Annotated in this window: 24 protein-coding genes; 10 read left to right on the forward strand and 14 right to left on the reverse strand. The window is 72.1% G+C overall.

What is annotated here, in order from left to right; genetic code table 11:
* Positions 1 to 308 precede the first annotated feature (308 nt).
* Complete coding sequence (gene rpsT, locus HF999_RS12845) at positions 309 to 569, forward strand: 30S ribosomal protein S20 (RefSeq protein WP_068572410.1); 261 nt, start codon at positions 309 to 311, stop codon at positions 567 to 569.
* Positions 570 to 713: 144 nt separating this feature from the next.
* Here the strand turns inward: rpsT and holA are convergent, their stop codons facing one another.
* The 14 genes from holA to HF999_RS12915 form a co-directional block, all read right to left on the reverse strand.
* A complete protein-coding gene (holA, locus tag HF999_RS12850) occupies positions 714 to 1,703 on the reverse strand; it encodes a DNA polymerase III subunit delta (protein ID WP_312854137.1) in 990 nt (329 codons plus the stop codon).
* A complete protein-coding gene (locus HF999_RS12855) occupies positions 1,603 to 3,186 on the reverse strand; it encodes a ComEC/Rec2 family competence protein (protein WP_168546264.1) in 1,584 nt (527 codons plus the stop codon). The genes holA and HF999_RS12855 overlap by 101 nt, the downstream gene beginning before the upstream one ends.
* Before the next feature lie 3 nt (positions 3,187 to 3,189).
* Positions 3,190 to 4,095: a ComEA family DNA-binding protein gene (locus HF999_RS12860; RefSeq protein ID WP_168546265.1), complete on the reverse strand. Its 906-nt coding sequence runs from the start codon at positions 4,093 to 4,095 to the stop codon at positions 3,190 to 3,192.
* Between the two features lie 126 nt (positions 4,096 to 4,221).
* On the reverse strand, positions 4,222 to 5,088 hold the full coding sequence (locus HF999_RS12865; RefSeq protein ID WP_168546266.1) for a DegV family protein: 867 nt from the start codon (positions 5,086 to 5,088) through the stop codon (positions 4,222 to 4,224).
* The gene (gene octT / locus HF999_RS12870; RefSeq protein ID WP_168546267.1) at positions 5,085 to 5,813 is read right to left on the reverse strand and encodes a diglucosylglycerate octanoyltransferase; all 729 of its coding nucleotides are present in this window, start codon (positions 5,811 to 5,813) and stop codon (positions 5,085 to 5,087) included. The genes HF999_RS12865 and octT overlap by 4 nt, the downstream gene beginning before the upstream one ends.
* Complete coding sequence (locus HF999_RS12875) at positions 5,810 to 6,517, reverse strand: histidine phosphatase family protein (protein ID WP_168546268.1); 708 nt, start codon at positions 6,515 to 6,517, stop codon at positions 5,810 to 5,812. Before HF999_RS12875 ends, octT begins: the two co-directional genes overlap by 4 nt.
* A complete protein-coding gene (gene rsfS, locus HF999_RS12880; RefSeq protein ID WP_168546269.1) occupies positions 6,517 to 6,933 on the reverse strand; it encodes a ribosome silencing factor in 417 nt (138 codons plus the stop codon). The genes HF999_RS12875 and rsfS overlap by 1 nt, the downstream gene beginning before the upstream one ends.
* Positions 6,930 to 7,577, reverse strand: coding sequence for a nicotinate-nucleotide adenylyltransferase (nadD, locus tag HF999_RS12885; protein WP_168546270.1), 648 nt, complete (start codon positions 7,575 to 7,577; stop codon positions 6,930 to 6,932). The genes rsfS and nadD overlap by 4 nt, the downstream gene beginning before the upstream one ends.
* Before the next feature lie 40 nt (positions 7,578 to 7,617).
* Positions 7,618 to 9,105, reverse strand: coding sequence for a vWA domain-containing protein (locus HF999_RS12890; protein ID WP_168546271.1), 1,488 nt, complete (start codon positions 9,103 to 9,105; stop codon positions 7,618 to 7,620).
* Entirely contained in the window at positions 9,106 to 10,008 is a 903-nt protein-coding gene (locus HF999_RS12895) for an AAA family ATPase (RefSeq protein WP_376766492.1), read from the reverse strand.
* Entirely contained in the window at positions 10,005 to 10,457 is a 453-nt protein-coding gene (locus tag HF999_RS12900; protein ID WP_168546272.1) for an SRPBCC family protein, read from the reverse strand. The genes HF999_RS12895 and HF999_RS12900 overlap by 4 nt, the downstream gene beginning before the upstream one ends.
* A gap of 54 nt (positions 10,458 to 10,511) precedes the next feature.
* Entirely contained in the window at positions 10,512 to 10,961 is a 450-nt protein-coding gene (locus HF999_RS12905) for an SRPBCC family protein (protein ID WP_168546273.1), read from the reverse strand.
* A 44-nt stretch (positions 10,962 to 11,005) separates the two neighbouring features.
* Complete coding sequence (locus HF999_RS12910; protein WP_168546274.1) at positions 11,006 to 12,292, reverse strand: glutamate-5-semialdehyde dehydrogenase; 1,287 nt, start codon at positions 12,290 to 12,292, stop codon at positions 11,006 to 11,008.
* Positions 12,293 to 12,335: 43 nt separating this feature from the next.
* Positions 12,336 to 13,439, reverse strand: coding sequence for a CapA family protein (locus HF999_RS12915; RefSeq protein ID WP_168546275.1), 1,104 nt, complete (start codon positions 13,437 to 13,439; stop codon positions 12,336 to 12,338).
* 206 nt (positions 13,440 to 13,645) lie between these two features.
* Here HF999_RS12915 and HF999_RS12920 point away from each other — a divergent pair, with 206 nt between their 5' ends.
* The 9 genes from HF999_RS12920 to HF999_RS12960 are packed head-to-tail and all read left to right on the forward strand — an operon-like array spanning position 13,646 to position 24,325.
* Positions 13,646 to 14,353 carry an HNH endonuclease family protein gene (locus tag HF999_RS12920; RefSeq protein ID WP_168546325.1) on the forward strand — a complete coding sequence of 236 codons (708 nt, stop codon included), beginning with the start codon at positions 13,646 to 13,648 and terminating at the stop codon, positions 14,351 to 14,353.
* Between the two features lie 49 nt (positions 14,354 to 14,402).
* Positions 14,403 to 15,185 (forward strand): TIGR03084 family metal-binding protein, encoded by a 783-nt coding sequence (locus tag HF999_RS12925; RefSeq protein WP_168546276.1) that lies wholly within the window; start codon positions 14,403 to 14,405, stop codon positions 15,183 to 15,185.
* Positions 15,182 to 16,927: an acyclic terpene utilization AtuA family protein gene (locus tag HF999_RS12930; protein ID WP_168546277.1), complete on the forward strand. Its 1,746-nt coding sequence runs from the start codon at positions 15,182 to 15,184 to the stop codon at positions 16,925 to 16,927. The genes HF999_RS12925 and HF999_RS12930 overlap by 4 nt, the downstream gene beginning before the upstream one ends.
* Complete coding sequence (locus tag HF999_RS12935; RefSeq protein WP_168546278.1) at positions 16,924 to 18,108, forward strand: acyl-CoA dehydrogenase family protein; 1,185 nt, start codon at positions 16,924 to 16,926, stop codon at positions 18,106 to 18,108. The genes HF999_RS12930 and HF999_RS12935 overlap by 4 nt, the downstream gene beginning before the upstream one ends.
* Before the next feature lie 52 nt (positions 18,109 to 18,160).
* Positions 18,161 to 19,750 (forward strand): acyl-CoA carboxylase subunit beta, encoded by a 1,590-nt coding sequence (locus HF999_RS12940; protein WP_168546279.1) that lies wholly within the window; start codon positions 18,161 to 18,163, stop codon positions 19,748 to 19,750.
* Between the two features lie 5 nt (positions 19,751 to 19,755).
* Entirely contained in the window at positions 19,756 to 21,726 is a 1,971-nt protein-coding gene (locus HF999_RS12945) for an ATP-binding protein (RefSeq protein WP_168546280.1), read from the forward strand.
* Positions 21,727 to 22,905 (forward strand): acyl-CoA dehydrogenase family protein, encoded by a 1,179-nt coding sequence (locus HF999_RS12950; protein ID WP_246207744.1) that lies wholly within the window; start codon positions 21,727 to 21,729, stop codon positions 22,903 to 22,905.
* An 8-nt stretch (positions 22,906 to 22,913) separates the two neighbouring features.
* Positions 22,914 to 23,699, forward strand: a complete 786-nt coding sequence (locus tag HF999_RS12955; RefSeq protein WP_168546281.1) for an enoyl-CoA hydratase family protein — start codon at positions 22,914 to 22,916, stop codon at positions 23,697 to 23,699.
* 11 nt (positions 23,700 to 23,710) lie between these two features.
* Positions 23,711 to 24,325 carry a TetR/AcrR family transcriptional regulator gene (locus HF999_RS12960; RefSeq protein WP_168546282.1) on the forward strand — a complete coding sequence of 205 codons (615 nt, stop codon included), beginning with the start codon at positions 23,711 to 23,713 and terminating at the stop codon, positions 24,323 to 24,325.
* Positions 24,326 to 24,338 lie beyond the last annotated feature (13 nt).

Genomic DNA, 24,338 nt, shown 5'->3' on the forward strand with positions numbered 1-24,338 from the left:
GTGCCTCGTCGTAGCGCGCGAACAGCGGCGCGTCGTCGGACAGTCGTGGGACGGCGGACGGCTTCCGGGTCGCGGACGCCGATGTGCGTCCCGTGGTGCCGGCCTTGGCCTGTTTCTGCGGGGTCACTCGGTCATCGTGCCGCACCCGCGCCGTTTCGGCAGCGCATCGTTCACAGCGTGGCAAGCTGGGCGTCGGACGCCGTTCCACCGGCCGGTGCCGCGATTTGGGTTGTATCCGAGCCGCTGGTAACCTGGTACGTCGGCAGTCATCACCGGCTGTCCTATTCGAGACAAGAGAGTTTGAACGCGTGGCCAACATCAAGTCCCAGATCAAGCGGATCAAGACCAACGAGCGCAACCGTCTGCGCAACCAGTCGGCGAAGTCGTCGCTGCGTACCGCCATCCGCCACTTCCGCGAGGCCGTCGAGGCCGGGGACAAGGCCAAGGCCGGCGAGCTCCTCGTCAGCACCAGCCGTCAGCTCGACAAGGCCGCCAGCGCCGGCGTCATCCACGCCAACCAGGCCGCCAACAAGAAGTCGGCGCTGTCGCTGGCTCTGAACAAGCTCTGATCTTCCGCTAGACGCGCGTATCACCGCGCCGCACCACCACCGGCACCACGCGGGCCGGAGAGGGTACGGCGCGGTTTTCGCGTATCCGGGTACGGGTGACGGCGTTCGACGGTCCCGCCCGCCCCGCCGCTCGGCCTCCCGGGTTCAGCCCGCGAGGGTGGCGACCTTGCGAACCGCGATCTCCAGCGCGTAGTCCGGGTCGGCCGCCTGGCCCTTCACATCCGCGTTCGCGGCCGCCACGGCCTGCAGCGCGCTCGCCACGTTCTCCGCGCGCCACCGGCGCGCCACCTGCGTCATCTTCTTCACCTTCCACGGCGCCATGCCCAGCTCCCCCGCGTCCCGGTACTGGTCCGGCGTGCGGCCGAGGCCGCGGATGCGCGCCACCGAATGCACCGCGTCCGCCAGCGCGTCGGCGATGAGCACGTGCGGGGTGCCGCGGTGCTGCGCCCAGCGCAGCGCCTCGAGCGCGGCCGCGACCTGTCCGGCGACCGCCTTGTCGGCGATCTCGAAGCCGGTGACCTCGGCGCGCCCCGCGTAGTAGCGATGCACCGCCGCGAGGTCCACGCGGCCGCCCGTGTCCGCCACCAGCTGGGCGATGGCCGCCGCCAGCTCCCGCAGGTCCTTGCCCACGGAATCGACGAGCAGGTCCACCAGCTCGTCGGAGACCCGGACCTTCTGCGCGCGGAACTCCGACTTGGCGAAGTCCGCCCGATCACGGGCGGAAGTGATCGTCGGAACCTCGACCATCACGGCCCCGGCCTTCTTCAGGGCCGCCACCATCGACTTCGCGCGGCCACCTCCGCTGTGCTCGATCACCAGGGTGATGCCGTCCGGCGGGTTCCGAGCCGCCTCCACGATGAGATCGACGGGAGCCTTGCCCGCCTCGGCGGCGGCCTCGAGGACGACGATGCGCTCCTCCGCGAACAACGACGGGCTCAGCAGCTCCACCAGCTCGGACTGGTCGACATCGCCGGCCCGGATGCGCGTGACCGGGACCGCGTCACCGGCGCCACCCGGCAGCCCCATGCCGCCGTCACCCGCACTCGCGCGCGCCGCGTCGACGATCGCGGCGACCGCCCGCTCCACCAGGAGGCCCTCGGTCCCCACCACCACGTGCACCCGCGCGCTGTCCACCACGACTCCCATACTTCCAGACCCCACCGACGATCACGCACGCCGCGGCGAGCAGAACGCCGGCGGCCGTGCCTCCGGGCACCTCGATCACCCCGATCCGCGCGCACCACCGCGCCACCGTGATCACCCACCACAGCTCCGGCCCCGTCGCCCGCACCGCCACCCCCGCGATCGGCGGGACCACCGGGGACACCACCGCCGCCAGCGTCCCCACCACCGTGATCACCGGGATCACGGGGCCCGCCAACAGATTCGCGACCAGCCCGCCCAACGGAACCCGGCCGGAGAACGCGACCAGCAGCGGCAGCGTCACCACCTGGGCCACGACAGTCACCGCGAGCAGGCCCGCGAGGGTGTCCGGCACGCGCGCCGCCACCAGCCGATCACGCAGCACCGGCGACCACAGGACCAGCCCGGCAGTCGCGGCCACCGACAGGGCGAAGCCGATGTCCCTGGCCAGTACGGGCCGGACCACCATGAGCACGACGACCGCCGCGAACAACGCGACCAACGGCTGCCGCCCGCGCCGCAGCGCCAGGGCCGCCACGCCGACCAGCCCCATCACCGCGGCCCGGACCACCGACCCCGTCGGGCCCACCAATCCCACGAAGCCGATCATGGCGGCCGCGGTCAGCCCGGCACGCGCCGGCAACGGAAGCCCCGCGGCGGCGCACGCGCCCAGGACGCAGAGCGCCAGAATCGCGAAGTTGGCGCCGCTCACGGCCGTCAAGTGGGTGAGCCCGGAGTCCTGGAAGTCGCCGCGCACCGTCGGTAGGGTGGCCGACTCATCGCCCAGGACCAGCGCCGGCAACAGGCCCGCGGCGTCCGTCTGCAAGGATGCCGCCGCGACATCCGACAGCGCCCGCCGCACCGCCGCGGCCGCGCGGAAGTGGGGCGGCGCGTGATCGAGCACCGCCGGCTGCCCCGACCCGATCAGCACGGCCGCGACGAGGCCCGGCCGGGCACTGCGCAGCACCGTCGCCCGGATCGCGATCCGCTCCCCCGGAACCAGTGCGCCGAGATCGAAACCCGCTCCCAGTAGCAGGATCCCGCCCCGCGCGGCGACCGCACCATGAGAGGTCCGCACCGCCCGGACGGTGCCCGGCACCAGTACGCGCGAGGCGTCGAGATGCCCGCCCGGATCGCCCGATCTCTGCCGCGGCCACTCCTCGACCTCGAGCAGGACCTGCACGGGGCCCGCGCCGTCGAAGTCCGCGATGGACGCCCGCTCCCGGTCGTGCACCCGGAAGGCGACCGACACGGCCACCCCGGCGCCGAGGCCCGCCGCCGCGACGACCACGAGGGCGAGGGACTGCACCGCGGGCCGGCGGGCGCGCCCCCGCACGAGCGCCGCCAGCCCGGCGGCGGCCACGAGGACCCCCGCCACCCACCACGCGGCCACGGCCGACACCAGCGCGATGATCGCCGCGGCCCAGCACACCATCGCCGCCGGAAGGAGCCGCAGGTCCAGCTGCTCGCGCATCCCTCACACCGTGGCCATCGACTTGATCTTCGCGAGCTTCGCGGTCCCGATCCCGCTGACCTTCGCCAGGTCGTCGACCGAGCGGAAGGGCCCGTTGCGGTCCCGGTACGCGACGATCGCCGCGGCCGTCGCGGCGCCCACGCCGGGCAGCTTGTCGAGCTCGGCGGCGCCCGCCGTATTGATGTTCACGGTGCCGGCCGCGGCGGCCGGAGCCCCCGTCGGAGCCCCCGCGGACACGGGTCCCGCGGCCCCGGGCGCCGCGCCCGACACCACCGAACTGCGAAGCTTCACACCGGAACTCGGGTCCACCACACCGACCACCACCTGATCGCCGTCCCGCAGCGGCTGCGCCAGATTCAGGCTGGCGGTGTCCGCCCCGCCGAGGGCGCCCCGCGCGGCGGTCAGGGCGTCCGCCACCCGCGCGCCCGGCCGCAGGCGGTACAGGCCCGGGGCCCGGACCAGCCCGACGACCGCGACCACCAGCTCCGACGGCGCCGCGCTGGAGGGGCGAACCGCAACGGACGCACCGGCATCCGCACCGCCCGCGGGTGCACTCGCCGACGCCCCGGCGAAGTTCACCACCGGATACGGACCGGAGCCGCCCGAGTCGGACGACCCGACCACCGCGACCGCGGCCACCACTGCGGCGACCACGCCGACCACGATCAGCGCGATCGCCGCGCGCGGCGTCGTCCGCACCCGGTCGACCGTCGCGCGCCACCCCGTCGGCTCCGGGTCCCAGAAATCGTCGTCCTCCAGGCGGGCATCCCGACCCCGTGGGGCCGGGTCGGCAGGCTCGGCGGGCGCCCGCGCGGCGCCGCCCGCGAACTCCTCCAACCACGCCGGTCGCGCGAAGATCTGCTCCTCGGCCGCGCCGGCCTCGGGCGCCGCCTCTCGTTCGCCGTTCATGCGACGAAGGTAGGCCGGAGGCACCGTCGGAAAGCCCGTCGGAACCCCGAGAATCGGCCCGCCTGTGGATAACCCCGAACCTGTGGATGACCCGCTCCAGCGGCGCTGCGCGGTCGGCCCGGTGTGCTAGGCCTCGGCCTCTGCCTCGGCCTCGCCGTCGACCAGCGCCGGAGCGACCGCGACGCCCACCGCGCCCGGGCCGAGGTGCGCCGCGATGGTGCCGCCGAACCGGCCGATCACCAGCTCCTTCAGCTGCGGGAACTCACCGCGGACGAGCTCCGCCACGTGCTCCGCGGCCTCGGGCGCCTCGACGTGGTGCACCGCGACCCGCGCCGGCCGGTTCCCCAGGTGCTGCGAGGCCAGCGCCGCCAGCTGGTCGCGGGCGCGGGAGACGGTGCGGGTCTTGCGTTCGGAGACGATCCGGCCGTCCTGCAGCCGCAGCACGGGAACGATCTGCAGCGCCCCACCCAGCAGCTTGGCGAGCGCGCTCACCCGCCCTCCGGCCCGCAGGTGGTCGAGGGTCGCGACGCAGAAGAAGCCCTCGGCACCGTCGAGCACCTGGCGCGCGGCCTCGGCGACCTCGTCGGCGGACGCCCCGGCGCGGGCCAGCCGCGCGGCCTCCAGCACCCCGAAGCCCATCGCCATATCGATGCTGCGGGAGTCGATCACGGTGACATCGGCGTCCATCAGCGCGGCCTGCGCGACCGAGGTCGAGTACGTGGAGCTCAGGTGCGAGCTCATGGTGATCACCACGACGCCGTCGCCGCCGGCCTCGGCGGCGGCCTCGGCGAGCACCTCACGGACCTCTCCCACCGAGGGCCCGGAGGTGGTCACGCCCTCCTTGACGAACCGTTCGGCCTGGTAGCCGGTGCCGCGGTCGAGGTACTCGCTCTCGCCGGACAGAACGTGCAGCGGCAGGATGCGGATCCCCAGCTCGTCGGCGCGGTCGGGGACGATCGCCGCCGATGCATCGGTCACCACGACGACACTCATTGCGCACCCCCTTCCGCACCGCCCAGCGAACGCAGCACGCGCCGCGCCACCTGCTCGTGCATCTCGAACGACCAGTGGATCCCGTCGATGTTATTGATCCCCAGGTCGAACGACCACTCGCACAGGTCACGCAAGGGGACCATCGGCACGCCGGCACCGTCGGACCACGCGCGCACGGCACCCTCCGTGCGCGACCACCCGGGATGCGCGAAGGAGTAGGCGAGCGCCCGGTGCGTGGGCGGCGCGAGCACCGCCATCGGCGCGTCGGGCCGCAGGGCGTGCAGGGACCGGTAGGTCTTGTCCAGGTAGTCGACGGTGACCTTCGGCGGCAGCGCCATCGGCCAGCCGACCGGCGAGAACACCTTCTGGATCGTCGCGTAGCCCTCGCGCGCGCGGGCGCGCAGCGACGCCGGCCGCAGGTAGCGGATCTGCTCGCGGACCGCGGTCGGGAGCGGCGAGGGCAGCGAGTCCATGCCGCCGAGCGCCAGGACCGCGGCCTCGACGGTCGGCACCGCGGCCCACACGCGCGGATCCTGGGTCACGCACCACCAGCCGTCGCGCGTGGTCCAGCCGACGCGGGCGAACAGCTCGCAGCGCAGCCCCAGCTCCGCGGCGACCAGATTGGGCCAGATCCGCGGGTCGGAGGTCGGCAGGGCTCCCTCGGGTCCGTAGAAGCCCAGCGAATCGCTGAGCACCAGGAGCGTGCCGGTCGATGGATCGCTCACTGGACCTCGGGAACCAACTGGGGCGCCGCGTCGACGTCCGACGAGGCGTTCCACACGTCGAGCCGCCACCGGGTGGCGTCGCCGTGCGCCGAGAGCTGCACCCAGCTGCAATTACCGAGGCCGCCGAGGACCGGCCAGTGATCGACGGGCAGGTCCAGCAGCCGGGCCGTGAGGGCCGCGATCAGGCCGCCGTGCGCGACCAGGATCACCGGACGTTCGTTCGAGCCCCACTCCGGGAGCCGCTCGATCAGCTCCGTCACCAGCGGATACGACCGCGCCGCCACGTCCACCCGGGCCTCGCCGCCGGGCGGCGCCCACTCGGGGGCGTCGCGCCACCGTCGGCGCGCTCCGGGCATGTACGTGTCCACCTCGTGGTGCGTCAGGCCCTGCCACTCCCCCAGCATGGTCTCCCGCAGCCGGACATCGGATTCGACGGTGCCGCCCGTCGCCGCCGCCACGGCGTCCGCGGTGTCGCGGGCGCGGCGCAGGTCCGAGCTGATGATCGCGATCGGGTCCCGGTCCGCGAGGGCCGCGGCCGCCGCGCGGGCCTGTCGCCGCCCCAGGTCGGTGAGGTCGGTGTCCAGGTGGCCCTGCATGCGCCCCTCCGCGTTGAACGCGGTCTGGCCGTGGCGGAGCAGGAGCAGGCGGCGCACCGTCGGAGTGAGGCGCTCGACGGACGAGTCGAGCCCGTCCTCGACGTGCATCAGGCGTCCTCGTCGGCCCTGGTGCCGCTCTGGGCCGCAGACTCGTCGGCGTGCTGCCCGAGGCCCTCGACCTCGATGTGCGGGCAGTCCTTCCACAGCTTCTCGAGCGCGTAGTACTCGCGCTCCTCCTGGTGGAAGACGTGCACCACGATGTCGAGGAAGTCCAGCAGCGCCCAGCGACCCTCGCGGGCGCCCTCGCGGCGGGCCGGCTTCACGCCCGCCTCGCGCAGCTGATCCTCGATCTCCTCGACGATCGCGCTGACCTGGCGCTCGTTGCTCGCCGACGCGATGACGAAGGCCTCGGTCAGCACGAGCTGTTCGGACACGTCGAGGACGACGATGTCGCTCGCGAGCTTGTCGTCGGCCGCACGGGCCGCGATGGCGGCGAGGGTGCGGGCTTGATCGGATGCGGTCATGATCCTCCTGGGTTCACGGTCTTCTCCTGCGCCGGGCGGCTCTGGTAGAGGGCGCGCTTGGCGATGTACTGGACCACGCCGTCGGGCACGAGGTACCAGACGGGGCGCCCGGCGTCGGCCCGCGCGCGGCACTCGGTGGACGAGATGGCCAGCGCGGGCACCTCCACGAGGAACAATCTATCCTTCGGCACGTCCGACAGGTGATCCGCCGCCAGCTGGTAGCCGGGCCGGGAGACCCCGATGAAGGTCGCGAGGCCGAACAGTTCCTCCCAGTCCTGCCAGCTGAGGATCGAGGCGAGGGCGTCGGCGCCGGTGATGAAGTACAGATCGGCGTCCGGGTTCCGGCCCTGCAGATCGCGCAGGGTGTCCACGGTGTAGGTGTCGCCGCCGCGGTCGATGTCCACGCGGCTCACGGAGAACCGCGGGTTCGACGCGGTCGCGATCACCGTCATCAGGTAGCGATCCTCCGCGGGCGTGACCTCGTTCTTCTGCCACGGCCGGCCGGTGGGCACGAACACCACCTCGTCGAGATCGAACCGATCGGCCACCTCGCTGGCGGCCACGAGGTGGCCGTGGTGGATCGGATCGAAGGTGCCACCCATGACGCCCACGCGGCGGCGTGCGGCGGTGCTGGACTCACGCATAACGGACCATCCTATGCGGCCACCGCTCGTGCCCGCGTACTCACACGGGCAACAGGCGCCCGACGACCTCGGCCAACTGCCCTGCGGTGCGGCACTCGTACATGTCGATCAGGCGGCCGTACTTGTCCGCGACCGAGTCGCCCGTGCCCCACGCCGCCCTCCGCTCGGGGTTGAGCCAGAACGCGTGCCGCGCCTTCGCGACGAGCTCGTCAAGCTCCGCGAGCGCGGGATCGGTGTGATTGGAGCGGGCGTCGCCGAGGATCAGCAGCGTCCCGCGGTGCGTCACCGCGTCGGGGAAGTCGCGGACGAAGGTGCGCAGGACGTTGCCGTAGTCGGAGCCGCCGAACCGCGCGACCTTGGTCTCGCGGATCACGCGGTCGAACATGTCGACCACGGTGTCGACCGTCAGCGTGCGCGACGGGTCGATGTAGTCGGTGATCTCGTCCACCGAGTCGACGAAGCCGAACACCCGGATCTTGGAGAACTCTGCGCGCAGCGCGTGCGTGAGCAGCAGGGTGAAGTTGGAGAAGCCCGCGACGGAGCCGGACAGGTCGCACAGCAGCACGAGCTCGGGTTTGGTCGGGCGGGGTCGACGGTGCGCCAGATCGATCGGCACGCCGCCCGTCGACATCGACTTGCGCAGGGTGCGGCGCAGGTCGATGGGGCCGCGCCGCGCCCGGCGCCGGCGCACCAGCAGCCGCGTGGACAGTTGCCGGGCGAGCGGCCGGACGGTCTGCTCCATGCGGTGCAACTCGGTGCGGGTGGCGGCGAAGAAGGCGACGTTCTCCGGCAGCTGCGGCGCGGCGTACTGCGCGACGGCCTCGGGGCCCCGTCGGGCGGCCATCGCGACGGACGTGAGCTCCTGCACGCGTTCCGTCAGGCCCGCCACGCGCGAGCGCGCGACGCGGCGGGCGGACTCGTACTCGAAGCTGCCGGGCGCGGCGCCCTCCTCGCCGGCGGCGGCGAGGAGGCCGTTCGCGATGGCGGCGATGAGCGTCTGCGGGTTCAGGGCCTTGAGCGCCTGGTAGGAGGAGAAGGCGGTGCCGGTCGCTGAGTTGTACTCGCCGAGCTGCTCGACGATCTGGCTGGCGATGCCGTCGTGGTCGCCGCCCGCGACGAGCGCGGCGATCGCCTCCTGGCGCAGCGCCTCGCGCACCGCGTCCGGATCGGGCGGGGTATCGGCGGCCGGCATCGTCAGCGGGTCGGACTCCCCCGGCACGCCGGAGCAGCCCTGCCCGCCCGTGCCGGACGCGCCCGCGGCACCGTCGGACGCGGCCCCGAAGCCGCCGCGCACCGGGAAGTACAGGTCGAAGATGACGTCGAAGGTCTTGCGGTGCATCTGCTCGCGCAGCAGCACGGCGGCGAGGCCCTCGCGGAGCTGCCCGCGGTCGGTGAGGTCGAGCACCGTCAACACCTCGGCGGCGGTGATCGCCTCGCCCGGGCCGATGGACATCCCGCGCTCGCGCAGCGTCCGCACGAAGGCGTGCAGATGCTTGTCGAGCGGGGTGCCGGCCTGCGCGGTGGTCATCTACAGGCCCAGCGCCGCGGCGGCGGTCTCGATGTCCACCTGGTGCTTGAGCACCACGCCGAGCGTCGAGCGGAGTGCCGCCTTGTCGATCGAGCCGTTCGCGGTGCCGGTGACGCCGAGGGCGAGCAGGGTGCGGCACCAGTCCAGGGTCTCGGAGACCGAGGGCTTCTTCTTCAGGTCCAGCCCGCGCAGGGTCGAGATCACGCGCAGCAGCTGCTGCGCGACCTCGACCGAGAGGTCCGGGACGCGGCTGCGGATGATCGACAGCTCGAGCTCGGCGTCCGGGAAGTCGATGTGCAGGTACAGGCAGCGCCGTTTGAGCGCCTCCGACAGCTCGCGGGTGGCGTTGGAGGTCAGGAAGACCAGCGGCTTGCGCACCGCCGTGATGGTGCCGAGCTCGGGCACCGTCACCGCGTAGTCGGAGAGGACCTCCAGCAACAGGCCCTCGAACTCGAGGTCGGCCTTGTCGGCCTCGTCGATCAGCAGGACCGACGGTCCGCTCTCCCGCACGGCCTGCAGGAGGGGGCGCGGGAGGAGGAACTCCTCGGAGAAGACGTCCTGCTTGGTGTCGTCCCAGTCGCCGTCGGTGCCGCCCGACTGGATGCGCAGGATCTGCTTGGCGTGGTTCCACTCGTAGAGGGCGCGCGCCTCGTCGATGCCCTCGTAGCACTGCAGGCGCACGAACCGCGCCTCGCGGGCCTGGGCGCAGGCGCGGGCCAGCTCGGTCTTGCCGACGCCGGCCGGCCCCTCGACGAGGAGCGGCTTGCCGAGCTTGTCGGCGAGGAACACGGCCGTCGCGGTGGCGACGGACGGGATGTAGCCGGTCTCGCGCAGTGCCGCGGCGACGTCGTCGACGCCGGTGAACAGCGCCGTCGGGGCCGTGATCGTGGTGTTGGTGCTCAGCGTGCAGCCTTCCGTTTGAGGACCTCCTTCGTGAAGCCCTTCGACGCGATCTCTGCACTCATCTTCACACCCTTGCGCACGACGAAGCCGGGCAGCTTGATCTTGAGGTCGATGTTCATGTCGCAGAGGACGTGCACCCTGTCCTCGCCGAGGGGCGTGAGCTGGTAGTACCCGCCCTGGGAGCGGACCGCCATGCCCTCGCCCTCGGACTGCCACGCGACCGTGGTCTCCGGCGTGAACTCGTACCGGAAGCGCATGCGGTCGCTCACGCCCACCATGGCCGCCTCGACCTCGACGCGGCTGGGGTTGCCGGCCGCATCGCGCTCGGTGACCGTCACGCTCTTGTGGGAGCTGGACCACTCGGGCAGGGACTCGACGTCCAGCAGCGTCGCGTAGGCGAGCGCCGCCGGCGCGTCGATCTCGAACTCGACCTGTTCATTGATTGCCATTGCAACAATGTAGCGTCGGGCCGCGCCCGACGGGGCCGTGGCCCGGTCGAACGGTCAGGCGGCGGCCTTGCGCTTGAGGACCTCTTTGGTCAGGCCGTTCTTGATGATGTCCATGGCCAGCTTGATGCCCTTCTTGACCACGAAGCCGGGCGCCTTGACCTTGGGGTCGAGGTACATGGTGACCTTGACGTGCGTCTGGTCGTCGCCCTTGGGCGAGAGCTCGTAGAGGCCGCCCTGGCTGCGCACGGCGGTGCCCTCGTTGCGGGTGTCCCACTTGCAGCTCACGTCGGTGAAGACGTAGTCGAAGGTGAGGTTGTCGCTGAACATCAGCAGGCCGACGGACGCGTCCACCACGCTGGGGCGGCCGTTCGCGTCGCGCTCGACGATCTTGACATTGCTGTGCGCGGAGGACCAGTCCGGCAACGCGTCGACGTCAGCCAGGGTGTCGAGCACCAGCGTGACCGGTGCATCGATGTCGAATTCGAGGGATTCGTTGATTGCCATGGCGACAACCTACCCCCGCGCGTGCCCGATTCCGGCGGCTTCGGTCACCGAGGCCGGACGTGCCCGTCGCCCCAGGCGATCCACTTGGTGGAGGTGAGCTCCGGCAGGCCCATCGGGCCGCGGGCGTGCAGCTTCTGGGTGGAGATGCCGATCTCGGCGCCGAAGCCGAACTGCTCGCCGTCGGTGAACGCCGTGGAGGCGTTGACCATCACCGCCGCGGCGTCGACGCGCGTGGTGAACGCGCGGGCCGCGGACAGGTCGTCGGTGACGATGGCCTCGGTGTGCCCCGTGCCGTAACGGTCGATGTGCTCGATCGCCTGATCCAGCCCGTCCACGACCTTCACCGCGATGTCGAGGCTGAGGTACTCGTCCGCCCAGTCGGTCTCGGTCGCGGGGATCATCCCCGTCTCGTCGCCGTGCACGATCACCCCCTCCGCCTGGAAGGTGCCGAGCAGGCGGGGCAGGAACGAGTCCTTCAGCGCCGCGTCCACCAGGACGGTCTCGGCCGTGTTGCAGACGCTGGGCCGGCGGGTCTTGGCGTTGACGACGATCCGCTCCGCCATGTCCAGGTCCGCGTCGGCGTGCACGTACACGTGGCAGTTGCCCGTGCCCGTCTCGATGGTGGGCACGGTCGCATCGCGCACCACCGCCGCGATCAGCCCGGCGCCGCCGCGCGGGATCACCACGTCGACGAGGCCGCGAGCGCGGATCAGCGCGGTGACGCTGGCGCGGGAGTCGGCCGAGAGCAGCGCGACGGCATCCGGGGTGATGCCCGACGCCGCCAGCGACTCGCGCAGGACCTCGACCAGGGCCGCGTTCGACGAGGCCGCCGAGCTCGAGCCGCGCAGCAGCACCGCGTTCCCGGACTTGAGCGTGAGCCCGAAGGCGTCGACGGTGACATTCGGCCGCGCCTCGTAGACGATGCCCACCACGCCGAGGGGCACGGCGACCTGGCGCAGCTCCAGGCCGTTGGGCAGCGTGGAGCCGCGCAGCACGTTCCCGATCGGGTCCGGCAGCCCTGCGACCTGCCGCAGGCCGGACGCGATGCCGTCGATCCGGGCCTCGTTCAGGGCGAGCCGGTCGATGAGGGACTCCTCCGTACCGGCGGCGCGGGCGCGATCGACGTCCTCCGCGTTCGCGGCGAGGATCCGGTCCTTGTTCGCCAGCAGGGCATCGGCCGCCGCATGCAGCGCGGCGTTCTTCTGCTCGGTGGTCAGCGTGATCAGCTGCTTCGACGCGGCGCGGGCCGCTCGCGCCACCGCCTCCACCGCGGCGGTCGCGGACTGCAGCTCGGCGTCGGTGGCGGCATCGGAGGCGGTGGGCGTGCTCATGAGTCGAGAATACGTGGCCGCGCCGACACCTCCGTGCTCGCCGTCACGACGCGGGAACCGGGACGAACGCAGCGCCGATCGTCCCGTGCAGCGTGGGCGAGATCGAGTTCATGAACGCCAGCACCTCGCTCGTTTCCGCAGGCCCGTACGGTGTCGGCACGAAGTCGTTGTAGTCGGCGGTGCTGGAGACGCGGGTCGGCACGATCCGGTAGTCCACGCCCGTCACCGTCGGGCCGGCGACGGTGACCCTCGTCTGCACGATCATCGAGCGCTTGTCGGCCGGGTTGTTGTTGCCCCCGAAGCTGAAGTTGCCCAAGGAGTAGACGATCAGCCTGCCCTTGTACTGCGCCATCGATTGCAGGACATGGGGATGACTGCCGATGACGATGTCCGCGCCCGCGTCGATCGCGTGCTGCGCGAGGGCGGTCTGGACCGCGTAGGGCACGTGTTGGGATTCGATTCCCCAGTGCATGAACGGGATGACGATCTGTGCCCCGCGCTCGCGCAGCCGGCGGACGTGGCCCTCGATCGAGGACCTGTTCTCCGGGCTGTCGAGCCAGGTCATCATGCCGAACAGGCCGACCTTCACGCCCTTGACCTCGGCGATGTGGTCGTTCTCCGCACCGAACGCGTCGCCGAACGGGGCGGTGCCGACGCCACGCAGGGCCGCCAGCGTGTCGCCGTACGCATCGGGCCCGTAGTCGCCCGTGTGATTGTTGGCCACCGTCGCAGCCTCGATCCCGCCCGCCCGCAGCGATTCGGCGAGCGCCGGGGAGCCCCGGAAGTGGTAGAACTCGCCGGTCCCCTTGTCGACCTTCTGGCCGCGCTCGCTCAGCACGACCTCGACATTGGCCACGGTGAGGTCGTCCGCCCGCAGAATCGGCGCGACGTTCCGGAAGAAGTACGCGGGGTCGTGACCGGCCGCCGCCCACCGCGCGGGCAGGCTCGTGCCCGCATCGAACCGGTCGTCGGTCCCCAGGATGTTGTCCCCGATGAAGGACAGCGTGATCGCGGCTGCTCCTGCGGGGCGCGCCGACGACGAGCCGCCCGCCGCCGTGCCCGCCCCGGGTGCCGCGCAGCCCGCGAGTGCCGCCGCCCCGATGACCACTGCGGCCCCTACCGCGCCGAGCCGCGCGCGTACCTCCACGCCACCATCCCCCTTGTCGCTCGCCCGTTCCCGCCCCACTCGCCGCACCGCGACGGGGCCGCGACCATCCTCGATCGCCGGGAGCTCAGCGGTGCACCGCTCGGCCGGAATTCATCCGGTCGGAGGACGGGTCGACGCGACCCCGCTCGGGTGTCGGTGCGGGGTGCTAGGTTCCGCTCGTGTCCCGCCGGAGAGCCACCCGTCGCCTGTCCAGGCAGTCCTGGATCGGGCTGGTCCTCGTCACGGCCACCGCCGTGTTCGTGGCGGTCGGGGTGTATCGGGACCGGTCCGGAGCCGAGCCCGCACCCGGTCCGGCGGCGCCGTCCGTCCAGATGTCCGACGGTGCGCCGCTGGCGGGCGTCCGGATCGTCGCCGCACGCGAGCGGGCGCCGCAGGCGTACCGTCGGGCCGCCTTCGGCGAGGCGTGGACCGATGAGCAGTCCGCGCCGCTCGGACACAACGGCTGCGACACCCGCAACGACGTGCTCAACCGAGACCTCGCCGACAAGACCTTCGTGCGCACGTCGGCCTGCCCGAACGCCGTGGCCACCGGCACCCTCGTCGACCCGTACAGCGGCACGACGATGCGTTTCACGCGCGGCTCGAAGACCTCCGCCAAGGTGCAGATCGACCACATCGTCGCGCTCGCCTACGCGTGGGACATGGGCGCCTGGTCGTGGGACGACGGCAAGCGCACCGCGTTCGCCAACGACCCGCGCAACCTCGTCGCGGTGGACGGGCCGGCCAACGAGAACAAGCGCGACTCTCCCCCGGGTCGCTGGATGCCGGCGAACGCGCGCTTCCACTGCCAGTACGCCCGCCAGTTCGCCTTCGTCGCGCGCGAGTACGGCCTGTCCGTGGATCGCGCCTCCGCCGCCGTCGTCGAGCGGGCCGTCGCGAGCTGCGAACCTTAAACAAGCATTGCTGCTTGTTTTTTTGCCTCGGGGCTGACAGAGTGTGGGCGTGCCCACTTCAGTCCCTGTGTTCGACGCGCTCGAGACCACCTCGGCCGCCGTCGCCGCCATCGCGGATTCGCTCCCCGACTGGTCGATCCCCACCCCCGCGGAGAGCTGGACGGTCGCCCATCAGGTCGCTCACCTGGCCTGGACCGACGAGGTCTCCCTGGTCGCCGCCACCGACCCGGAGGCCTTCACCGCACTCCTGCAGGAGGCCCTGAAGGACCCGATGGGCTTCGTCGATGCCGGCGCCGCCGAGCTCGCCGCCGATCCGGAGCTGCGCGCCCGCTGGGACCGGGCCCGCGCCGCGCTCGCGGTCGCGCTCCGGGCGGCGGACCCGGGTACCCCGCTCCCCTGGTTCGGCCCGCCCATGCGGCCCGCCACCATGGCGAACGCCCGCCTCATGGAGACCTGGGCGCACGGACTCGATATCGCCGACGCCGCGGGCGTCGACCTGAACACGCCCGAGGCGCTGCCGCACGTGGCCAAGATCGCCTACAAGACCCGCGATTTCGCGTACACGGTCAACGGCGAGACCCCGCCCGCCGAGCCCTTCGACGTCTTCCTCGTCGCGGCCGACGGCTCGGAGGCCTGCTTCGGTCCCGGCGACGCGCAGCAGCGCGTGACCGGGTCGCTGGAGGACTTCTGTCGCCTCGCGACCCAGCGCATCAACGTCGCCGACACCGACCTCGTCGCCACCGGTGCGGACGCCGCCCACTGGCTCACCATCGCGCAGTGCTTCGCCGGTGCGCCCGGCACCGGCCGCGCGCCGCAGGAGGGACGCGCATGACCCGTTCCGTCCGCATCGCCAACGTCTCCGGGTTCTACGGCGACCGCGCCACCGCACTCGGCGAGATGCTCGCCGGCCCCCGGGTCGACTACATCACCGGCGACTACCTGGCCGAGCTCACCATGCTGATCCTCGGGCGCGACCGCCTCAGGGACGCCGACCTCGGCTACGCCAAGACCTTCCTGCGTCAACTGACCCCACACCTGCGTACCCTCGCCGAACGCGGCACCAAGGTCGTCGTCAACGCCGGCGGGCTCAACCCGGGCGGCCTCGCCGCCGCCGTCGAGAAGGCGATGGAGAGCGCTGAGGAGTCGGTCCGCCATCTCAAGGTCGGGTGGGTCGACGGTGACGACCTGATCGCCCGGTCCGCCGAGCTCGGCGTGCCGAACGCGGTCACAGCCAACGCCTACCTCGGCGCCTTCGGCATCGCCGACTGCCTGGCCGCCGGCGCCGACATCGTGATCACCGGCCGCGTCACGGACGCCTCCGTGATCCTCGGCCCGGCGATCGCCGAATTCGGCTGGCAGCGCACGGACTTCGACGCCCTCGCCGGCGCGGTCGCCGCGGGCCACATCATCGAATGCGGCACCCAGGCCACCGGTGGCAACTACGCCTTCTTCGACCGGCACCCGATCGAGCGGTTGCTGCACCCCGGCTTCCCCGTCGCCGAGATCGAGGCGGACGGCTCCTTCGCCATCACCAAACAGCCCGGCACCGGCGGCGTGGTCGAGGTGGGCACCGTCACCGCACAGCTGCTCTACGAGGTCACGGGGCAGCGCTACGCCAATCCCGATGTGACGCTGCGCCTGGACTCGATGACCCTGGCCCAGGACGGCGCAGACCGGGTCACCGTCTCCGGCGTCCGAGGCGAGGCACCGTCGGCCACGACCAAGGTGGCCACCACCACCCTGGGCGGGTTCCGCAACGAGATCGCCTTCCTGCTCACCGGACTCGACATCGAACGCAAAGCCGCCCTCCTCGAGGCGCAGCTGCGCGCCTCGCTCCAGCCCGCGCCGTCCGAGCTGCAGTTCCGCCTCGCCCGCACCGACCACCCGGACGCGTCGACGGAGGCCGCGGCGTCGGCCACGCTCACCGCGATCGCCTGGGACGCCGACCCGAACCGCGTGGGCCGCGCCTTCAGCTCCGCCGCCGTCGAGCTCGCGCTCGCCACCTACCCCGGCGCCTCTCCGATGGCCCCGCCGTCGAGCGGCGGCCCCTACGGCGTGTACCAGGCGGTATACGTCCCGAACGGCGATGTGCCGCACCGCTCCCACCGCCCCGACGGCACCGTCGTCGACATCGCGCCGCCGGGGGCGACGCAGGTCCTGCCCGCGGACCCCTCGCAGCCGGGCACGGCACCGTCGCCCGACGGTGCCGCCACCGTCCGCGTACCGCTGGGCACCGTGTTCGGCGCCCGCAGCGGCGACAAGGGCGGCAGCGCGAACGTGGGCGTCTGGGCGGAGTCCGACGACGCCTACGACTGGCTCCGCACGCACCTGACGGAAGCCGCACTGCGCGAACTGCTCCCGGAGGCGGCGGACCTGCCCGTCCGGCGCTACGAGCTCCCCAATCTGCGGGCCGTGAACTTCGTCGTCGAGGACCTCCTCGGCAAGGGCGTCGCGCACGGCTTCCGCTTCGACCCGCAGGCCAAAGGCGTCGGCGAGTGGCTCCGTGGCCGCTACGTCGACCTGCCCGTCACCCTGCTGCCCGCGACCGCCCACACCGAGGAGATCAACGCATGACCGGCCTCTGGGAGTCCGAGGAGCGGATCGCGCTCCGCGACACGGTGACCGCGTTCACGCAGCGCGAGATCCTGCCCCACCTCGACGAATGGGAGGCCAGCGGCCTGCTCCCCCGGGAGCTCCACGAGAAGGCCGGCGCGTTGGGCCTGCTCGGCGTGTCCTTCCCCGAGTCGGTGGGCGGCGGCGGGGGCGATCCCCGCGACGCGCTCATCGTGTGCGAGGCGATGCACGAGGCCGGCGGCTCCGGCGGCCTGTTCGCCTCGCTGTTCACCTGCGGGATCTCGGTGCCGCACATCATCCTCGCCGGCACCGAGGAGCAGAAGCGGAGATGGGTCGCGCCGGTCCTGGCGGGCGAGAAGATCAGCTCGCTGGCGCTCACCGAGCCCGGCGGCGGCTCCGACCTCGGGCACCTGACGACCACCGCCCGGCGCTTCGACGACGGGGACGGGTCCTACTACCTCGTCAACGGCGCCAAGACCTTCATCACCTCGGGCGTGCGCGCCGACTGGGTCGTGACCGCGGTCCGCACCGGCGGCGAGGGCGCGAGCGGAATCAGCCTCCTCGTCATCCCCAAGGGCCTGGACGGATTCGAGGTCAGCGCGCCCCTGAAGAAGATGGGCTGGCTCGCCTCCGACACCGCCGAGCTGTCCTTCACCGACGTCCGCGTGCCCGCCGAGAACCTCATCGGCCCCGAGAACAGCGGCTTCCTCATGATCGGCGCCGCCTTCGTCACCGAGCGGCTCGCCCTCGCGGTGCAGGCCTATTCGCACGCGCAGCGCTGCCTCGACCTCACCCTCGACTGGGTGCGCACTCGCGAGACCTTCGGGCAGCCGCTGATCACGCGGCAGGCGGTGCAGAACACCGTCACCGAGATGCGCAGGCGCACCGAGGTCGCCCGGGTCTACAGCCGGCATGTCGCCGATCTCTACACCGACGCACTCGAATCCGGCGGTCCGGCCGCGGCGGCCGAGCTCGTCCCCCAGGCGTGTTTCGCGAAGAACACCGCCGTCGAGACGGCCGAGTGGGTCGCGAACGAGGCCGTGCAGCTGTTCGGCGGCCACGGCTACATGGCCGAGTACGAGGTCTCGCGGCACTACCGCGACGTCCGCATCCTCGGCATCGGCGGCGGCACCACCCAGATCCTGACCACGCTCGCAGCCAATCGACTCGGCTACAAGTGATCCCCCCATCGGGTCGTCCGCCACGCACCCACGAAAGCAGAGGAACACACCCATGACGGTGCTCCGCAGCACACCAGCACCAGACTCCGGTGCGTATCGCGAGGTCATGCTCGGCAAGCTGGCCGACCTCACCGCTGAGTTCGACAAGGCCCTCGCCGGAGGCGGCGAGAAGTACGTCGAGCGACACCGGGCGCGCGGCAAGCTCACCGCCCGCGAGCGCATCGACAGCGTGCTCGATCCGGCCTCGCCCTTCCTCGAGCTCATGCCGCTCGCGGCCTGGGGCAGCGACTTCCAGGTCGGCGCTTCCCTGGTCGGCGGCATCGGCGTCGTCGAGGGTGTCGAGGTGATGGTCGTGGCCAACGATCCCACCGTCAAGGGCGGCACCTCCAACCCCTGGACCCTGCGCAAGTCGCTGCGCCTCAACGACATCGCCCGCGAGAACCGCCTGCCGGTGGTGTCGCTGGTCGAGTCCGGCGGCGCCGATCTCCCCACCCAGAAGGAGGTCTTCGTCCCCGGCGGCGCGATGTTCCGCAACCTCACCCAGCTGTCCAAGGCCGGCATCCCCACCATCTCGGTGGTCTACGGCAACTCCACCGCGGGCGGCGCGTACATCCCCGGTATGAGCGACCACGTCGTGATGATCAAGGAGCGCTCCAAGGTCTTCCTCGCCGGCCCGCCGCTGGTGAAGGCCGCGACCGGCGAGATCTCCGACGACGAGACCCTCGGCGGCGCCGAGATGCACTCGCGGACCTCCGGCCTCGGCGACTACCTGGCGAGCGACGAACTGGACGCCGCCCGCATCGCCCGCTCCATCGTCAAGCGGCTCAACTGGCGCAAGCAGGGCCCGGCACCGTCGAGCCTGGTCAAGCCGCCGCGCTACGACGCCGAGGGCCTGCTCGACATCGTGCCGGGCGATCTGAAGATCCCCTTCGACCCGCGCGAGATCATCGCCCACATCGTCGACGACTCCGACTACGACGAGTTCAAGCCGCTCTACGGCGGCTCGCTCACCACCGGCTGGGCGAACCTGCACGGCTACCCCATCGGCATCCTCGCCAACGCCCGCGGCGTCCTGTTCTCCGAGGAGGCGCAGAAGGCGACGCAGTTCATCCAGCTGGCGAACCGCTACGACACGCCACTGCTGTTCATCCACAACACCACCGGCTACATGGTGGGCGCCGAGTACGAGCGCGGCGGCATGATCAAGCACGGCTCGATGATGATCAACGCCGTCTCGAACTCGGAGGTGCCGCACCTCTCGCTGATCGCCGGCGCGTCCTACGGCGCCGGGCACTACGGCATGGCCGGCCGCGCGTTCGACCCGCGGTTCCTGTTCTCCTGGCCCAGCGCCCGCTCGGCCGTCATGGGCGCCAAGCAGCTCGCCGACGTGGTCACCGAGGTCGCCGCCGCCTCCGCCGCGGCTCGTGGTCAGGCGATGGACCCCGCGTTCGTCGACGGCATGCGCACCGCCATCGAGACGCAGATCGACAAGGAGTCGCTGCCGGCCTTCATGTCCGGGATGCTCTACGACGACGGCATCATCGACCCGCGCGACACCCGCACCGTGCTCGGCATGGCGCTCTCCGCCATCCACAACGGCCCCGTCAACGGCACCGACGCCTTCGGCGTCTTCCGGATGTGAGTGAAATGACCGATACTGTTTTCGATTCCGTCCTCGTCGCGAACCGCGGCGAGATCGCCCGCCGCGTCATCGCCGCGGCCCACGCCCGCGGCCTGCGCGCCGTGGCCGTCTACTCCGACCCGGACGCGAGCGCGCCGCACGTCGCCGAGGCCGACGAGGCGGTGCGCCTGCCCGGCGAGTCCCCCGCCGACACGTACCTGCAGGGCGAGCAGATCATCGCCGCGGCGAAGGCCACCGGCGCACAGGCGATCCACCCCGGCTACGGCTTCCTCTCCGAGAACGCCGAGTTCGCCGCCGCGGTCCGGGCGGCGGGCATCGTCTGGATCGGCCCCTCCCCCGAGGCCATCACCGCGATGGGTTCCAAGGTCGCGGCCAAGGCCCGCCTCGCCGCGGCCGGCGTCCCGATGCTCACCAATCTCACGCCGGACCAGGTCTCCGACGACGACTTCCCGGTCCTGGTGAAGGCCTCCGCGGGCGGCGGCGGCCGCGGCATGCGCGTGGTCCGCACCCGCGCCGAGCTGGAGGAGAACCTGGAGACCGCGGAGCGCGAGGCGAAATCGGCCTTCGGCGACGGCACCGTCTTCTGCGAGCGCTACCTCGAGCGCGGCCGGCACATCGAGGTCCAGGTGATGGCGGACTCCCAGGGCACCGTGTGGGCCGTGGGCGAGCGCGAGTGCTCCATCCAGCGCCGCCACCAGAAGGTGCTCGAGGAGGCCCCGTCGCCCCTCGTGGAGCGGCACCCGGCCATGCGCGCCGCCCTGTACGACGCGGCCACCAGCGCGGCGAGGGCCATCGGCTACACGGGCGCGGGCACCGTCGAGTTCCTCGCCACCGATGCCGGCGAGTTCTTCTTCCTCGAGGTGAACACCCGCCTGCAGGTGGAGCATCCGGTCACCGAGGCCACCACCGGCCTCGACCTCGTGGGACTGCAGTTCGACGTGGCCGCGGGCCTGCCACTGCCGTCCGCCGAGCCGCCCGCGACCCGCGGGTGGGCGATCGAGGCACGGCTCTACGCCGAGGACCCCGCCAACGACTGGCGCCCCGCCGCGGGCGTCGTGCACCGCTTCGAGGTGCCCGGCACGATCAGCGAGTTCTCCGGCCCGGACCGGCCCGGCATCCGCCTCGACAGCGCGCTCGCGCCCACGGGCAGCGTCGTCGAGGTCTTCTACGACCCGATGCTCGCCAAGGTGATCGGCTACGCCCCCACCCGCGCGCAGGCGCTCGCCATCACGGAGGCGGCGCTGCGGAAGGCGACGATCCACGGCCTCACCACGAACCGCGACCTGCTGGTCCGGATCCTCGCGGACGCGGACTTCAAGGCCGGCGACTTCGCCGCCGACTTCCTCACCGGGGAGCGGCTCGAGCGCCTCGCGGCGCCGCTGCTGGACGAGACGGAGCTGGCGCAGGCCGCGAGCGCGGCCGGCGCCGTCCTGGACCGACGGGGCGCCGCCGCCGGCCCGCTGCCGCACGTCGCGCCGGGGTGGCGCAATGTCGGTGCGCGCAGTCTCGTGCCGGAGTTCCGCACCACGGACGAGCGGGAGTTCCGCGCCGACGGCGGGCAGGTCGCGACCGTCACCGACGACGGTGACCGCGCGCGGGTCGCGGTCGAGCGCGACGGGATCCGGCGCACCGTCGCCGTGACGGCGTATCCGGGGGACCGCACCGTCGTCGAGGTGGAGACCGCGCGCGGCGCGGCGACGCTGACGCTCGTCGACCCCCTGCCCTCGGCGGACGCCGCCGCGGCGGCGGGTTCGCTGCTCGCGCCCATGCCCGGCGTGATCACCCGGATCGGCGCGCAGGAGGGCGATTCCGTCACCGTCGGGCAGCCCGTGCTGTGGATGGAGGCGATGAAGATGGAGCACGCCATCTCGGCGCCCGCCGATGGCGTCATCACCACCATCGCCGTCGAGGTGGGCCAGAACATCGATGCCGGCGCCGTCGTCGCCGTGCTGGAAGATTCAGGAGACAACACGTAAATGAGCACCACCAGCATCTCCATGGACGTCATCGAGTCCGAGGAGCGCCAGGCGCTCCGCACGACCGTCTCGGAGCTGGGCCGGCGGTTCGGCCCCGAGTACATGCGCGAGAAGATCGCCGCCGGCGAGGGCCCCATCGAACTGTGGAGGGCCGCGGGCGATCTCGGCCTAATCGGCGTGAACATCGCCGAGCAGTACGGCGGCGGCGGCGCCGGCATGTACGAACTGGGCATCGTCGGCGAGGAGCTCGCCGCGGTCGGGTCCTCACTGCTCATGCTGGTGGTGTCCCCGGCGATCAACGGCACCATCATCTCCCGGTTCGGCACCGAGGAGCAGAAACAGCGCTGGCTGCCCGGCATCGCCTCGGGCGAGACCATCGCGGCCTTCGCGATCACCGAGCCGGATGCGGGCAGCAACAGCCACCGGATCACGACCACCGCCCGGCGGGACGGCGACGACTGGATCATCTCGGGCCAGAAGACCTTCATCTCCGGCATCGAGCTGGCCGACGTGATCCTCGTGGTCTCGCGCAGCGAGGACGCCAAGACCGGCAAACTGCGCCCCGCGCTGTTCCTCATGCCCACCGACTCCCCCGGCCTGCAGAGGACGAAGATCCCCATGGAGGTGGGCCTGCCGGAGTCCCAGTGGACGCTGTTCTTCGACGACGTGCGGCTGCCCGCCGAGGCGCTCGTCGGCGAGCCCGACGCTGCGATCGCCCAGCTCTTCGCGGGGCTCAACCCCGAGCGCATCATGGCCGCCGCCGGCTCGGTGGGCTCGGCCCGCTACGCGATCGACCGCGCGGTGGACTACGCCAAGCAGCGCACCGTCTTCAAGGTCCCGATCGGCGCGCATCAGGCGATCGCCCATCCGCTCGCCGAGCTCAAGGTCGAGACGGAGCTCGCGAAGCTCATGCTGCAGAAGGCCGCGACGCTCTACGACGCCGGGCAGGAGTTCGCCGCGGCGGAGGCCGCGAACATGGCGAAGTTCGCGGGCGGCGAGGCGGGCGCGAAGGCCGTCGACCGGGCGATCCACTCGCTCGGCGGCAACGGCCTGACCACCGAGTACGGCCTGGCGCAGATGCTGGTGGCGTCGAGGCTGTTCCGCATCGCGCCGGTCAGCCGCGAGATGGTGCTCAACTTCATCTCCGAGCACAGCCTCGGCCTGCCCAAGAGCTACTAGGAGCCCCGGTGACCGACTCCTTGGTCCACTATGAGACGCACGGCGGCGCCGCGTATCTCACGATCGACAGCCCGCACAACCGCAACGCGATCTCGCAGCGCCTGCTCGCCGATCTGCGTGCGGGGCTCCAGCGGGCGGCCGCCGACGACGCCGCGCGCGCGGTGGTGCTCACCCACACCGGCACGACCTTCTGCGCCGGTGCGGATCTCAAGGAGGCGGCGGCGAACGGGGCCGGGACGGATCCGAGGTCGCGCACGCTGGCGATGATCGGCGCCATGCGCGGCATCGTCGAGTGCCCGAAGCCGGTGATCGCCCAGGTCGACGGGCACGTGCGCGCCGGCGGCTTCGGCCTCATCGGGTCCTGTGATTTCGTGTTCGCCGGCCCGGCGGCCTCGTTCGCCGTGACGGAGACCCGCATCGGGGTGGCGCCGGCGATGGTCTCGCTGGTGCTGCTGCCGCATCTGCCCTCCCGGGTCGCGTCCGCCCTCCTGCTCACGGGCCGGAGCTTCGACGGTGCGCAGGCCGCCGAGTACGGGCTGATCACCGCCGCCGTCGACGATCCCGCGGCGGCCGTCGCGGACCAGCTGGCCGAGCTGCAGTTGTGCAGCCCGCAGGGCCTGCGGGAGACGAAGCAGATCCTGTGGCACGACGTCCTGCGCTCGTTCGACGAGCGGGCCGAGTCGCTCGGCGAGCAGTCGGCGCGGCTGTTCGGGTCGGCGGAATCGGTCGAGGGGATCACCGCGTTCCTGCAGAAGCGCGCGCCGAGCTGGGCCGAACCGGCACCGTCGGCATAGGCTTATCCCCAATGGCACCCCTTCGTCCGCCCATCCGGGCACCCCAACAGTCCCGCAGCCGGGAGACCCGGCAGCGGCTGTTGGAGACCACGATCGCGTCCCTGGCCACCCGCGGCTGGGTCGCGACCACCGTCGGTAGCGTCGCCCGGCGGGCGGGCGTGTCGCGCGGCGCGGCGCAGCACCACTTCCCCACCAGGGAGGACCTGATCAGCGCCGCCCTCGAGTACATGGGCGAGCAGCGCCTCGCGCACGTCGCGGCGGCGGGCGCGGCGGTCCCGGAGGGCCCCGAGCGGCCGTACGCCGTGGCGCGCCTGATCGTCGAGTACTACACCGATGACCTGTTCAAGGCGGCGCTGCACGTGTGGACCGCGGCGGCCAGCGACGAGGCGCTGCGCGAACGGATGCTGCCCTTCGAGAACCGGCACTCCCGCGAGGTGTTCGCCCTCGCCATGCGCCTGCTCGAGGTGGACCGCGACGACGACGAGGCCCGCCGGGCGGTGCAGGCGACGCTCGATCTGGCCCGCGGACTCGGTCTCGCCGACCTGCTCTCCGACGACGCCGAGCGGCGCGAACAGGTCATCGACTTCTGGGGCCGGCAGCTCACCTCGATCGTCGCGTCCCGCTGACCCGGGCGGCGCG

Origin of the sequence: Tsukamurella spumae (assembly GCF_012396015.1) — a bacterium.
GTDB classification, from domain to species: Bacteria; Actinomycetota; Actinomycetes; order Mycobacteriales; family Mycobacteriaceae; genus Tsukamurella; species Tsukamurella spumae.

Excerpts from the sequence above, each read along its gene's own strand:
- HF999_RS12855 (WP_168546264.1), bottom strand. The coding sequence starts at position 3,186 with ATGCGCGAGCAGCTGGACCTGCGGCTCCTTCCGGCGGCGATGGTGTGC.
- HF999_RS12860 (WP_168546265.1), bottom strand. The coding sequence starts at position 4,095 with ATGAACGGCGAACGAGAGGCGGCGCCCGAGGCCGGCGCGGCCGAGGAG.
- HF999_RS12865 (WP_168546266.1), bottom strand. The coding sequence starts at position 5,088 with ATGAGTGTCGTCGTGGTGACCGATGCATCGGCGGCGATCGTCCCCGAC.
- HF999_RS12875 (WP_168546268.1), bottom strand. The coding sequence starts at position 6,517 with ATGCACGTCGAGGACGGGCTCGACTCGTCCGTCGAGCGCCTCACTCCG.
- rsfS (WP_168546269.1), bottom strand. The coding sequence starts at position 6,933 with ATGACCGCATCCGATCAAGCCCGCACCCTCGCCGCCATCGCGGCCCGT.
- nadD (WP_168546270.1), bottom strand. The coding sequence starts at position 7,577 with ATGCGTGAGTCCAGCACCGCCGCACGCCGCCGCGTGGGCGTCATGGGT.
- HF999_RS12890 (WP_168546271.1), bottom strand. The coding sequence starts at position 9,105 with ATGACCACCGCGCAGGCCGGCACCCCGCTCGACAAGCATCTGCACGCC.
- HF999_RS12900 (WP_168546272.1), bottom strand. The coding sequence starts at position 10,457 with ATGGCAATCAATGAACAGGTCGAGTTCGAGATCGACGCGCCGGCGGCG.
- HF999_RS12905 (WP_168546273.1), bottom strand. The coding sequence starts at position 10,961 with ATGGCAATCAACGAATCCCTCGAATTCGACATCGATGCACCGGTCACG.
- HF999_RS12910 (WP_168546274.1), bottom strand. The coding sequence starts at position 12,292 with ATGAGCACGCCCACCGCCTCCGATGCCGCCACCGACGCCGAGCTGCAG.
- HF999_RS12930 (WP_168546277.1), top strand. The coding sequence starts at position 15,182 with ATGACCCGTTCCGTCCGCATCGCCAACGTCTCCGGGTTCTACGGCGAC.
- HF999_RS12935 (WP_168546278.1), top strand. The coding sequence starts at position 16,924 with ATGACCGGCCTCTGGGAGTCCGAGGAGCGGATCGCGCTCCGCGACACG.
- HF999_RS12940 (WP_168546279.1), top strand. The coding sequence starts at position 18,161 with ATGACGGTGCTCCGCAGCACACCAGCACCAGACTCCGGTGCGTATCGC.
- HF999_RS12945 (WP_168546280.1), top strand. The coding sequence starts at position 19,756 with ATGACCGATACTGTTTTCGATTCCGTCCTCGTCGCGAACCGCGGCGAG.
- HF999_RS12950 (WP_246207744.1), top strand. The coding sequence starts at position 21,727 with ATGAGCACCACCAGCATCTCCATGGACGTCATCGAGTCCGAGGAGCGC.
- HF999_RS12960 (WP_168546282.1), top strand. The coding sequence starts at position 23,711 with ATGGCACCCCTTCGTCCGCCCATCCGGGCACCCCAACAGTCCCGCAGC.